12 protein-coding genes are annotated in these 12,346 nt (G+C 65.4%); 8 read left to right on the plus strand and 4 right to left on the minus strand.

Annotation, left to right across the window (positions count from 1 at the left end; translation table 11 throughout):
• The first annotated feature begins 16 nt into the window (after positions 1 to 16).
• The 4 genes from V5F84_RS12910 to V5F84_RS12925 all read left to right on the plus strand — a co-directional run bounded on the left by V5F84_RS12910 (position 17) and on the right by V5F84_RS12925 (position 5,836).
• Positions 17 to 1,192, plus strand: coding sequence for an MFS transporter (locus V5F84_RS12910; RefSeq protein ID WP_394043481.1), 1,176 nt, complete (start codon positions 17 to 19; stop codon positions 1,190 to 1,192).
• 119 nt (positions 1,193 to 1,311) lie between these two features.
• Complete coding sequence (gene rpmG / locus V5F84_RS12915) at positions 1,312 to 1,479, plus strand: 50S ribosomal protein L33 (RefSeq protein ID WP_132033308.1); 168 nt, start codon at positions 1,312 to 1,314, stop codon at positions 1,477 to 1,479.
• A gap of 526 nt (positions 1,480 to 2,005) precedes the next feature.
• Positions 2,006 to 4,906 (plus strand): fibronectin type III domain-containing protein, encoded by a 2,901-nt coding sequence (locus tag V5F84_RS12920; protein ID WP_394043480.1) that lies wholly within the window; start codon positions 2,006 to 2,008, stop codon positions 4,904 to 4,906.
• A gap of 96 nt (positions 4,907 to 5,002) precedes the next feature.
• On the plus strand, positions 5,003 to 5,836 hold the full coding sequence (locus tag V5F84_RS12925) for an aldo/keto reductase (RefSeq protein WP_394043479.1): 834 nt from the start codon (positions 5,003 to 5,005) through the stop codon (positions 5,834 to 5,836).
• 112 nt (positions 5,837 to 5,948) lie between these two features.
• Here the strand turns inward: V5F84_RS12925 and V5F84_RS12930 are convergent, their stop codons facing one another.
• Genes V5F84_RS12930 through cobS form a run of 4 tightly spaced genes read right to left on the minus strand, consistent with a single transcriptional unit; the run spans position 5,949 to position 8,693 of the window.
• Entirely contained in the window at positions 5,949 to 6,860 is a 912-nt protein-coding gene (locus V5F84_RS12930) for a cation diffusion facilitator family transporter (protein WP_394043478.1), read from the minus strand.
• Entirely contained in the window at positions 6,860 to 7,582 is a 723-nt protein-coding gene (locus V5F84_RS12935) for a TIGR02281 family clan AA aspartic protease (RefSeq protein WP_394043477.1), read from the minus strand. Before V5F84_RS12935 ends, V5F84_RS12930 begins: the two co-directional genes overlap by 1 nt.
• Before the next feature lie 3 nt (positions 7,583 to 7,585).
• Positions 7,586 to 7,843 carry a DUF1289 domain-containing protein gene (locus V5F84_RS12940; protein ID WP_394043476.1) on the minus strand — a complete coding sequence of 86 codons (258 nt, stop codon included), beginning with the start codon at positions 7,841 to 7,843 and terminating at the stop codon, positions 7,586 to 7,588.
• Between the two features lie 49 nt (positions 7,844 to 7,892).
• The gene (cobS, locus tag V5F84_RS12945; RefSeq protein WP_394043475.1) at positions 7,893 to 8,693 is read right to left on the minus strand and encodes an adenosylcobinamide-GDP ribazoletransferase; all 801 of its coding nucleotides are present in this window, start codon (positions 8,691 to 8,693) and stop codon (positions 7,893 to 7,895) included.
• 198 nt (positions 8,694 to 8,891) lie between these two features.
• On the opposite strand from cobS, the gene yajC reads away from it, so the two are divergent.
• Genes yajC through V5F84_RS12965 form a run of 4 tightly spaced genes read left to right on the plus strand, consistent with a single transcriptional unit; the run spans position 8,892 to position 12,339 of the window.
• The gene (yajC, locus tag V5F84_RS12950) at positions 8,892 to 9,236 is read left to right on the plus strand and encodes a preprotein translocase subunit YajC (RefSeq protein ID WP_394043474.1); all 345 of its coding nucleotides are present in this window, start codon (positions 8,892 to 8,894) and stop codon (positions 9,234 to 9,236) included.
• 20 nt (positions 9,237 to 9,256) lie between these two features.
• On the plus strand, positions 9,257 to 10,864 hold the full coding sequence (gene secD / locus V5F84_RS12955) for a protein translocase subunit SecD (RefSeq protein ID WP_394043473.1): 1,608 nt from the start codon (positions 9,257 to 9,259) through the stop codon (positions 10,862 to 10,864).
• Positions 10,865 to 10,877: 13 nt separating this feature from the next.
• Positions 10,878 to 11,939, plus strand: coding sequence for a protein translocase subunit SecF (gene secF, locus V5F84_RS12960; protein WP_394043472.1), 1,062 nt, complete (start codon positions 10,878 to 10,880; stop codon positions 11,937 to 11,939).
• 19 nt (positions 11,940 to 11,958) lie between these two features.
• Positions 11,959 to 12,339, plus strand: a complete 381-nt coding sequence (locus V5F84_RS12965) for an Mth938-like domain-containing protein (protein ID WP_348845175.1) — start codon at positions 11,959 to 11,961, stop codon at positions 12,337 to 12,339.
• The last annotated feature ends 7 nt before the right edge of the window (positions 12,340 to 12,346 follow it).

Consider the following 12,346-nt stretch of genomic DNA (forward strand, 5'->3'; position numbering starts at 1 on the left):
CGTCTCAGGAATTCTCATGCATGCCCCCCAGCAGTCCGGCGCTCCCATGAGCCGGACTGCCTCAATTGCCGCAGCGATCTCCGCCATATCGGTGGTCGGCATCGGTATCAGCCTGTCGATTCCGCTCCTGGCGCTGGAACTGGAGTCGCGCGGCATCTCGAACACCTGGATCGGCATCAACACGGCGGTTGCCGGGGTGGCGACGGTCGCCACCGCGCCGTTTGTGCCGCTGATGGTACGCAAGCTCGGGGTTCGGGCGCTGCTGACGCTGGCGATCGCCGTGACCGCCGTCAGTCTCCTCGCGTTCAAGCTGGTCCCGTCGTTCGTGCTGTGGTTTCCCTTGCGCTTCGCATTCGGGGCCGCGCTCTGCATCCTGTTCGCGGTCAGCGAATATTGGATCAATGCGGTGGCGCCGCCGCACCGGCGCGGGCTGATCATGGGGATTTACGCCACCGGCCTTTCGGTGGGCGCGGCCATCGGCCCGGCGATTCTCGGGCTTCTCGGCGCGCGCGGCTGGCCGCCCTATGTGGCGGGTGCGATCATGCTCGCGGCGGGTGCGATCCCCATTCTCATGGCGCGCGGCATGACGCCCAAGATCGCCGACGGCGACCACCACGGGGTGCTGATGTTCATCCGCCTGTCGCCCGTGGCGACCCTCGCGGCCCTGGTGTTCGGCGCCATCGAGACCGCGGTCATGAGCTTTCTGCCACTCTATGGCGTGCGACTCGGCCTGCCGGAGGGCGGTGCCTCGCTGCTGCTGACCATCGCCGTCCTTGGCAATGTGGTGTTCCAGATCCCGCTCGGCCTCGTCAGCGACCGAATCGACCGCCGCATCCTGCTGCTCGGCTGCGCGCTGTTCGGCACCATCGGCGCGCTGGTGATGGTGCAGATCGCGGTGGATACGCTGGCCTTCAAGGTGGCGGTGTTCCTGGCCACGGGCGTCGTGGGCAGCCTCTATACGGTGGGGCTGGCCCATCTTGGCGCGCGATTCCACGGCGCCGATCTTGCCGCAGCCAATGCGGCGTTCGTGATGCTCTATTCGCTCGGGCTCATCGTCGGGCCGCCGTTGGTCGGGCTCGGCATGGACATCTACAATCCCTATGGTTTCGCTTACGTGATGGCCGGCATGCTGGGCATGTATGTGCTGGTGGTGGCCGGCCACATGATGGTGGAAAAGCGCACCCACGCTTGACATTTGGGGCGTGATGAGTGAATTTCCGCGCCCACGTGCCGCCAAAGCGGTGGCGCGAGCGTATTTCTTTTCCGCGACCGCTTTCGGTTCGCGCGCCGTAGCGGCATCAAGGATAGACCATGGCCAAGGCTGCAACCATTAAGATCAAGCTTCTGTCCAGCGCGGACACGGGCGTGTTCTATGTCACCAAGAAGAACTCCCGCACCAAGACCGACAAGCTGGTGCTGAAAAAGTATGACCCGGTGGCGAAGAAGCACGTCGAGTTCCGCGAGACGAAGATCAAGTGATCTGATCCCTTCATCGTGACTGACCAGGGCGCCTCTCGGGGCGCCCTTTTCTTTTGGCGCGCCGGAGGCTGATCCGCAGCGCCTGATCCGGACGCGTACCGCGAAAGGCCTGGTCGCGCGCGCCGGCTTGCCCCAGGCGGCATGGCGGAAGATGGCAATCCGATAATATGCCGGCAAAATTTATAAAGTAGATCAACGCGCTACTTTGGACCTTAACTCGACGTAACGGTCCGAAAGAAGGCGGTATATTTATGTATTTCTCCCGCCAATATGCATAAAACTCTTTATTACTGCCTTTGCTTTCATAGTTAAATGTCGCCGCGTACGCACAAATGAGGCGAGGCAAAGGGTTTTTGCTCGTGGCGGCAGCGTTTCTGGAGGAAATAGGCGGGAAAAATCACCGGCCCGGCCATTATGAACTAACTTCAGCTTGAACATGACGGAGAGATGAGAAAGCCTGACCTGGGAAATAGCCTGGGTTCTCGCGGAGGGCGATCGAGCCGGCAGGCCTGCAGAAGGATGCGTGATGACAACGGGAACGACGACCGAGATCAATTGGGCCTGGGGCAAGAACACCGTCCTGGCCTTCAATCCCGCCACCGATGTGCTGGATTTCGGCTGGTTCCAGGCCGATCAGTTCACGGTGACGGAGGTAAACGGCTCCGTCGTCATTTCCATTCCGTCGAACAACGAGACCTATACGCTGCAGGGCGTTCACCTGTCTCAGCTGACGATGGCCAACATCACGGCCAAGGATTCCACCGCGCTGGCCGAGTGGACCAGCACCCTGGCGGCTCCGGGGACCGGCGGCGGCACAGGCGGCGGCACCGGCACGGGTGGCGGCACGGGAACCGGAGGGGACACCGGAACCGGCGGGACCGGTGGCACGGGCACGGGCGGCGGCGCGGAAGGCGCGGTCTATGCCATCTCGCTCAGCGGGGCGGACATTACGGGATTCGACGTCACCAAGGACAAGATCGACACCGGCGCGAACACGATCCACGCCTTCATCATCGTGGATACGCCGGACGGCGTCGGGTTCATGAACCCGTGGAACGGCGATATGCAGATCATCAAGGGCGTGGCCCTCGCGGATCTGACCATCGATAATTTCAGCTATATCGAGAACGCCCATCTGCGCGAGGCGGTGAGCGGTGCGCTGGCGTGGGAGCAGGGCATCACGCCCGAACCGCACACGGTCTATGCCCGTTCCCATGAAGTCGGGCAGGTGGACAAGGTCGCCTTCGATCCCGCGACCGATGTGGTGAGCTTTAAATATTTCGCGAGCCGCGAGCGGCTTTCGATGACCGACAGCAGCGAAGGCGTGGTGATCGCCGATGGGGCGACCGGCGAGAAGCTTGTGCTGCTCGGCGTGACCCTCTCCGAGCTCTCGGCCAAGAATTTCGAATTCACCTTCACCGAGGTCCGCGAGGACCACCTGGATACCCAGCTTGGCATCACCGTGCCGGATTCCCAGATCGTGGATTTCGACATCGCGATCGCCGGCGGCGGCACGGTCACGGGCGGCAGCGGCTCCACGGCCGGCGGCGGCACCGGCGGTACGGGCGGGGACGCTGGTGGTGGTACAGGTGGCACCGGTGGTGCCGGTGGTGCCGGGGGTGGCGATACGGGCGGAGAATCCGGTGCCGGCCACGTGGGCGACGGCATGGCGACCGTCACCACCATCACCTGGGCCTGGGGTACCAACACGGCGCTGAACTTCGACACCGCCTTGGACAAGCTGGATTTCGGCTGGTTCTCGGCCGACAATTTCACCGTCTCCGAAGTTGCCGGCTCCGTGGTCATCTCCATTCCGAGCAACAACCAGACCTATACCCTCACGGGCGTCACCCTCGCCGACCTGAGCCTCGCCAATATCGTCGCCAAGGACAGCTCGGCCCTCGGCGAATGGACCGATGCGCTTGCCGGCCACACGGGGTCCGGAGGAACCGGAACGGGGGGTACGGGCGGCACCGGAACAGGGGGCACTGGTACGGGCGGAACGGGCACGGGTGGAACCGGGACCGGTGACGGCGGAACGGGGTCGGGTGGGACGGGGTCGGGCGGCACCACCGTCTATGCCGATCCCTGGAGCGCCACCAAGGTCTATAACGGCGGCGATCTCGCGAGCGAAAACGGCATGGTCTACAAGGCCGGCTGGTGGACCCAGGGCAGCGATCCCGCCTCAAACCACGGCGATGCCGGCAGCGGCAAGGTGTGGACCTTCGTCGGCTATCTCGACAGCACACCGGTGATACCGAACGCCCCCGCCGACCTGTTCGCCGCGAGCACCACCGACACGTCGACCGTGCTCGTGTGGGACGCGGCCACGGTCTCCGGTGTCGGCACGGTGACCGGCTACGGCATCTATATGAATGGGGTGCTCATCGCGACCACCACCGACACCCATTACAAAGTCGCCGACCTTCATGCCTCCACGAACTACGACTTCACCGTCGTGGCCATCGATGAGGCCGGCACCTCGGCTGCCGCAAGCCCCATCCATGTGACGACCGGCCTGCCCGGCAGCGCTGAAAACCTCGACCAGGACTTCTCGCCCTATGTGGACATGTCGCTGACCACGAGCCAGGACCTCCTCGGCATCGCGAAGGCATCGGGCGTGCTGGATTTCACCCTGGCCTTCATGCTCAGCTCCGGCACCAATCAGATCGGCTGGCAGGGAGCTGGCACCATCCAGAACGACACGCTGTCCAACGGCACCACCATCCTCTCGCAGGTGGAAGCGATCCAGGCGGCGGGTGGCCACATCACCATTTCGTTCGGCGGCGCCAATGGGCAGGAAGCGGCCATCACGGCCACCAGCGTCGAGAACCTGACCAAGGAGTACCAGTCGGTCATCGACCGCTATCACGTGAATTCGCTCGATTTCGACATCGAGGGAGGGGCGGTGACCAATGCGGCGGCAAATCACTTGCGCGATCAGGCCCTTGTGGCGCTTGAGAAGGCCAATCCCGACCTGACCATCTCGTTCACCCTGCCGGTGCTGCCCACGGGCCTCACCCAGGATGGGCTGAACCTGTTGAAGCAGGCGGCCGCCGACGGCGTGCATATCGATGTCGTGAACATCATGGCGATGGATTACGGGGCGGCGGTCGATAGCGGCGACATGGGCAAGGATGCCATCTCCGCCGCCATGGCCACCCTGGCGCAATTGAAGGGCCTCGGTATCGACGCGAAGCTCGGCATCACGCCGATGATCGGCATCAATGACGTGAGCAGCGAGGTGTTCACGCTCCAGGATGCGCAGGAATTGCTGGATTATGCGGACGGCAATCCGGACATCGCCCGCCTCGCCATGTGGTCGCTGGGCCGCGACAACGGCAGCACGGTCGGTGTGGTCTCGCCGGTCGGCAGCGGCGTCGAACAGACCGCTTACGAATACAGCCACATCTTCGGTCATTTCTGAGCCGGGACACCGCCGCGCACCCGCTGCCCTTGTCGCAGCGGGTGCTTTTCACCCCGCAGAAGGTCGGTTAGGGTCCGGCCCAAACGGGGATACGAAATGCCGAGAACTGTGACGCTTCCGGGTGGTGAAACCGTTCCGGCCATCGGCCAGGGCACCTGGTTCATGGGTGAGCAGGCGGCACGGCGCGCGCAGGAGATTCAATCCCTGCGCCTTGGCGTGGATCTCGGCGCCACCCTCATCGACACCGCGGAAATGTACGGCGACGGCCGCACCGAGGACATGCTCGGCGAGGCCCTGCAGGGCTATCGGGACAAGGTGTTCCTGGTCTCCAAGGTCTATCCCCACAATGCCAGCCGGCGCGGGGCCGTCGAGGCATGCGAGTGCAGCCTCAAGCGCCTGCGCACGGATCGCATAGACCTCTATCTGCTGCACTGGCGCGGCAGCCATCCTTTCGAGGATACCGTCGCCGCCTTCGAGGCGCTTCAGGCGGCGGGCAAGATCTGCCATTGGGGCGTGAGCAATCTCGATGCGGACGATATGGAAGAACTGCTCGAACGGGGCGGCGGCGCCTGTGCGGTGGATCAGGTGCTCTACAACCCCACGCGCCGGGGACCGGAATATGATCTGTTTCCGTTCCTGGCGGAGCATGGCATCCCCGTCATGGCCTACAGCCCCATCGAGCAGGCGCGGCTTCCCCGTTCGGGCGCGCTCGGCGCGGTGGCGCGCAAGCACGGGGTCGACCCCTATCAGATCGCGCTGGCCTGGGTGATCCGGCGCCCGGACGTGATCGCCATTCCCAAGGCCGCCACGCCGGATCATGTGCGGGCGAATATCGCTTCCGCCGACATCGTGCTGGATGCCGAGGATCTGGCCGCCATCGATGCGGAATTCCGCCCGCCTACCCGCAAGCGCGGCCTGGAAATGCTCTGAGAAGCGCTCTCTGGATCGTTTCCCAGTTTTATAGAAACAGGGAAACGATCTAAGTCTTTGCGTTTACGCATTTTCTCCACGCGAACCGGTATCCACTTCGCTCGAAAATGCTCTAGGGCAGGGCGCGGGCGATCAAAACCGCGTCGATGTCGGGAATGTCGCGCTTGAGCTGGCCTTCCATCTGGCTAAGGATCGCGGAGACCTCGCCCATTGTCCGCTTCGGTGCGAAGCCGATGGTGATCTCCACATGGGCGACGCGACCCGAGCGGCGCGTCCGCACTCCAAGCAGCGCGTCGTAATCCTCGAAGAAGGCTGCAAGCGCGCGGTTCACTTTCTGCTGGATCGGCTCGTCGAGCGCCCGATCCAGCAGGTCGGGCAGCGCCTCGCGCACCATGGAGGCGCCCACCACCGCCATGAAGCCGGCACCGATCAGGCCGCCGATGATGTCCGCCGTGCGGGCCACGGCAGGGTCGGACGAGAGCGCGTCGATGACCACGCACACCACGACCGGGAAGGAGGCGATGGCCTTGGCCACATGGGCGCGCAATTGCGCCTGGATGATCACGGATCCGCCGGCCCGGCTGGCCTTCCACAGCGGCGGAATGGGACCCACGTTCACCAGGAAGTTATAGCCGACCAGCACGATGGCCGCCGCCGCCCAGAACCCGTCCTTGGGTTCTCCGCCGCCTTCGCTGAAGGCACGGCTGACGATGAAGCCGGCCGCCATCACCAGCAGCACGCCGATCACAAAGCCGAGGCCGCGCTCCACTTTGCCGATGCCGTATTCATAGCTTGAGACCCGGCCCCGATGCAGGTTACGAAGGGTCTGGAGCGAGGCGATGGCCACCACCAGAAGCAACGTGCCCCGCAGCATTTCGGACAGCATGGCAAGCGAGCCGATGGCCAGAGCGGCGATCGCATAGGGCACGGCAAGGCTCAGATCGAGCAGGATGGCGATGAGGATGGCGCGCTCGGCGTCGCGCTCGGTTGCGCTAGGCGCGCGCAGGGGGGAGAGCGTGTCCATCATCGGCCTGCCAGGGGGCCGCGCATCACCAGCCGGTCGCCCCGAATCTCGAAACTGTCGAGCCGTTGCAGAAAGCTCATGCCCAAAAGGCTGGTCCGCAGAACCCCGGCGGGCGAGACCAGGGCCGGCACCCGCCGTTCCACGATGGTGCCGATGGTGATCTTGTCGAGCACCACCGAGGCCGCCTTCGTGCGCCCGTTCGCGGTATCCACCGGCACGTCATATTTAAGGAAATCCACCGGCAAGCCGGCGGAGCGGGCGGCTTCCAGCGTGAGCACCACGGAGGAAGCGCCCGTATCCACCAGCATGTGGACGGGCGAATCGTTGATCGCAACCCGGACAGCGAAATCCCCGTCGGTGCCGCGCGCGATCTCCACCGTCGCGGTCGGGCCGGCGGCGACGCCCACATAGCCCGGGATGAGCTGCACCAGCACCTTGTCGGCCACCTGGCGCAGCGGGTCGCGATAAGTGTAGCCCATGGCCAGAACCACCGCGACGATCACCCAGAACAGCGCCGCCATCAGCGCTTCGCCGATGCGGCCGCGGAACATGGACCACGCGATCGCGCCGACGAAGATGAGAATCGCAAATTTCGAGATCAGGCTCGCGAACTGGCTCAGGTCGAGCCCCGCCACCTCGCCCTGCTCGTGATGGACGGCAAGCACGATCACACCGCCGAACAGGCCCAGCAGCAGAATCCACAGAAGACGGTCGCCGCGCATGTCTCAATCCGCAAAGGCTTCGGGGCGTTGCTGGCGCAGGCGTTGCAGCCGCGCCGGCAATTGCGCCATCACGGCGGCGCGCCGTTCGGCGGACATGGAGATCCAGGCGCCGATTTCCTGGGTGGTCCGGCCACACCCCAGGCACAGGCTGGAGAGCGGATCGACTTGGCAGATCTTCACGCACGGCGTTGCGATGGCCTGCGACGCTGCGGCCGGTGCGCCAGGAAAGGGGGAGGGGAATACGGGCTTGGCGTCGCTCATCTGCGCTCTTCGGGCCGTCGCGGGCCGCTCAACCGGGGTGGCGGATGCCTCAAACGGCCTTCGCGAACATAAGCACCGCCAGCAGGAAGGCAATCTCCGCCACCTGCTGCGTGGCGCCGGCGACATCGCCGGTCTGCCCGCCGATCAGGCGCCCGGAAAGGCGGGCCATGGCGAATCCGGCGAGGGCAGGGGCGATCAACCCAGCAAAGGTCGCGCCGACGCCGAAGCTCGGCACCAGCAGGACCGCCACGACCAGCGCCGCCATGAGGGCACAGGCCATTGCGGCATCGGCGCCCGGCTGTCCCGCACCGGCGGAAGCGCCGTCCGCACGGGCGGCGGGAAGAGCCTGAAGGACGACGATTCCCGCGGCCCGCGAGGCCGCGCCGGCCGCCACCAGCGCCAGCACCGCGCGCACGGGACCACCCAGCACCAGCAGCGCTTCGAGGCTCGCCACCCTGATCAAAAGTGAGAGAGCCAGCGCACACGCGCCATAGGTGCCGATCCGGCTGTCGCGCATGATTTCAAGCCGCCGTGCCCTGTCACGACCGCCCCCGAAGCCGTCCGCCGTATCGGCCAGCCCATCCTCGTGAAAGGCGCCGGTCGCCAGCACCAGGGTGGCGATGGCAAGGCACGCCGCGAGAAGGGGCGGGAAGCCGAGGGCCGATGCGAGAAGCAGCACCGCCGCGCCAAACAGGCTGATGGCGGCCCCCGCCAGGGGAATCACATAGGCGATGCGCGAAAGAGGCGGCGCACCGAAAGGCGCCTCTTCTCCGCCGTGTGGGGGAATCGGCAGCCGCGAGAAGAAGCGCAGGGCGACGAACAGGTCCTCGACGAGGCGATTGCGGGTCATGCGCCGGATCCGGTACGGCCGCGCAGTTCGGCGGCCGCCCTTTGGGACCCTTATTTGCGCCTTGGGTCAAGCAGGTGCGCACAAGCTGGCGCGTCGCGTTTGCATTCGGCGGCTCGGCCGGTATAGTCCCGCCGCTTCGCCCGGCTTTGTGCCATCTGCGCGCGGCCTGGCCTTTCTTCAGATAGAACGAGGATGCACATGTTCATTACGCCCGCTTTCGCCCAGGGCGCCACGGCCGCCGGCGGCGGGACCGACATGCTCATTCAGCTTGCCCCGTTCCTGTTGATCTTCGTGGTCATGTATTTCCTGATCCTGCGTCCCCAGCAGAAGCGCGCCAAGGCGCACCAGGAAATGGTGAACTCCCTGCGCCGCGGCGACGTGGTGGTGACCGCAGGTGGACTGGTCGGCAAGGTTGCGCGTGTGGTCGACGAAGCCGAGGTCGAATTGCAGATCGCCGACAATGTGAAGGTGCGCCAGCTGCGCTCGCAGATCACCGTCGTGCGGTCCAAGGCCGAACCCGCAAAGGATGAGGCGGCCTCCTGAGGCCGTAGAATCGCAAGACGATGCTGCACTTTTCCCGGCTAAAGACGACGGCGATTCTCGTCATCACGGCGATCGGTATTCTGTTCGCCCTTCCCAATCTGCTTCCGCCCGCCGCCTTGGCGGTGCTGCCGTCGTGGCTCGCGTCGAGCCGGGTGACGCTCGGCCTTGACCTTCAGGGCGGCTCGCACATCCTCTTGGAGGTGGACGGCGCAGCCCTGCGCAAGGAGCGGGCCGAGCAGATCCGGGACGAGGTTCGCAATGTGCTGCGCGAGCAGCGCATCGGCTATAGCGGGCTGACGATCCGCGACACCGCGATCCAGCTTCGTCTGCGCGATCCCAACGACACCGCGAAGGCGGTGGCGGAGCTGCGCAAGCTCGCGGCGCCCATCACCAATACGCTCCTCGGCAGCAGCTCCGGCGAAATGGACCTCTCCGTCGCCAGCGCGAGCGAAGGGGCGATCACGGTGACCCTGACGGACGCAGGCCTCACCGCCCGTATCCGCTCTGCGGTCGATCAATCGATCGAGATCATCCGCCGCCGTATCGACCAGCTCGGCACGGTGGAGCCCAATATCCAGCGCCAGGGCGCGGACCGCATCCTGGTGCAGGTGCCCGGCCTCCAGGATCCGCAGCGCCTGAAGGCCCTGCTGGGCCAGACCGCCAAGCTGTCGTTCCGCATGGTGGACCAGTCCATGTCGCCCCAGCAGGCGCTGGAAGGCCGTCCGCCGCCGGATTCCGAAGTGCTCCAGGGCCAGGACGGCGTGCCGTATCTGGTGGAGAAGCAAGTTCGCGTCTCGGGCGAGGACCTGGTGGATTCGCAGCCCGGCTTCGACCAGAACACGCGCCAGCCCATCGTCACCTTCCGCTTCAATTCCAATGGTGCCCGGCGTTTCGCCGCGACCACGCAGGCGGCCGTCGGCCAGCCGTTCGCCATCGTGCTCGACAATCAGGTGATTTCGGCGCCGCGCATCAACGAGCCGATCCTCGGTGGATCCGGCCAGATCTCCGGCTCCTTCACCGTTCAGCAGGCGAACGACCTCGCCATTCTGCTGCGCGCCGGCGCGCTGCCGGCCCCGCTGAAGGTGGTGGAAGAGCGCACCGTCGGCCCCAGCCTCGGACAGGATTCCATTGAGGCCGGCAAGCTTGCCGCCTTCGTGGCTGCCGGGCTGGTCGCGGTGTTCATGATTGCCGTCTATGGCCTGTTCGGCATCTTCGCGCTGGTCGCCCTGGCGGTGCACGTCACCTTGATGTTCGCCCTGCAATCGGTGCTCGGCGCCACCTTGACCCTGCCCGGCATCGCCGGCGTGGTGCTCACCATCGGCATGGCGGTGGATTCCAACGTCGTGATTTTCGAGCGCATCCGCGACGAGGCCCGCGAGGGCCGTTCCGCCATCGCCGCCATCGACAAGGGCTTCACCCACGCGCTCGGCACCATCATGGACGCCAACGTGACCTCCCTTGCCACGGGCTCCATTCTGTTCCTGCTGGGCGGCTCGGGCCCGGTGCGCGGCTTTGCCGTCACCTATATCCTTGGCCTTCTGACCACCGTGTTCACTGCTTACACCCTCACCCGGCTCATGATCGCATGGTGGGTGAAATGGCAGCGCCCGGCGAAGCTGCCCATCTGAAGGTGCGCCGTAAATGCCTTTGATCGATTATATCCCGGCGCAAACCCACATTGGTTTCATGCGCCTGCGCCACGTCACCTTCCCGCTTTCGGCGGCGGCGATGGTGCTGGCTCTCGTTTGCTTCGCCACCTTTGGCTTCAACCTCGGCATTGATTTCCGGGGCGGCACGCTGGTGGAAGCGCAGACCAGCCAGGCGAGCGCCGACATTTCCGGCCTGCGCGAGCATCTGAGCGACCTTGAACTGGGCGACGTGCAGATCCAGGAATTCGGCTCGCCCCGCGACGTGCTGATCCGCGTCGGCGAGGCGGGCACGTCGGACGCCGCCCAGCAGGTGATCGTCGGCAAGATCTCTTCCGCCCTCGGCACGGACTATACCATCCGTCGCGTGGAAACGGTCGGCCCGAGCGTGTCGGCGGAGCTGGTGCGCCAGTCCATCATCGCGCTGCTGCTCGGCGCCGTGGCTGTGCTGATCTATCTGTGGTTCCGCTTCGAATGGCAGTTCGCGGTGGGCGCCATCGCAACCACCGCGCACGATATCTTCGTGACGCTGGCGATCTATTCGATCCTTGGAATCGATTTCGACCTCACCTCGATCGCCGCCATTCTCACCATCATGGGCTATTCGCTCAACGATACGGTGGTGGTGTATGATCGCATCCGGGAAATGCTGCGCCGCTATAAGCGCATCCCCTTGCCGGAGATGCTCGACCTCTCGGTGAATGCCACCTTCTCGCGGACCATCATCGTCTCCCTGACGACGTTCCTGGCGACGCTGGCGCTGTATTTCTTCGGCGGCGAAGTGCTGCGGGGCTTCTCCCTCGCCATGGCGGTGGGGATCATCGTCGGCACCTATTCCACCATTTTCGTCGCGGCGCCGATGCTGATTCACCTCGGCCTGCGTCCTAGCACGGTGGAAGGCGAGAAGAAGCCGCAGGGCATTGCCGCGCGGGTTGACGAGGCGCTGGCACCGCTGACGGAGGAAGCGGAGATCCTCCCCGCCACGACCGATGCGCCGAAGCCCGCGCCCGTCGCCCCGACGAGCCGCGGCCGCGCGCGCGGCAAGCCGCGCAAATAGCACGCGAGGACGATCCAGGATGGCGGAGCAGAAAACCGAGGCGTTCCTGCCCCGCCAGGTTCCCATCGACGGCTATGGGGACCGTTTCTTCCATTTTTCCGGCATGTCCCATTCGGGCTCGATCCTGGCCCTGCCGTCCGGGATCCGGCCGTGGGCGGTCGATAGCTTCTCCGCTCTCGATGCTGCCGCCCTCGCGCCGATCATCGCGGAAGCCAAGGCGTTCGAACTGCTGTTCCTGGGCACCGGCCGCGATCCGGCGCATCTGCCGGAGCGGCTGAAGGAGCGGTTGCGCGCGGCGCACCTGCGCTTTGAACTGATGCCGACGCCCGCCGCCGCCTCCACCTATAATGTGCTGCTGGCCGAAGGTCGGCGCGTGGGCGCGGCGCTCATCGCATTCTGAGACCGAA

Origin of the sequence: Roseixanthobacter liquoris (assembly GCF_043195135.2) — a bacterium.
Taxonomy (GTDB): Bacteria; Pseudomonadota; Alphaproteobacteria; order Rhizobiales; family Xanthobacteraceae; genus NCEH01.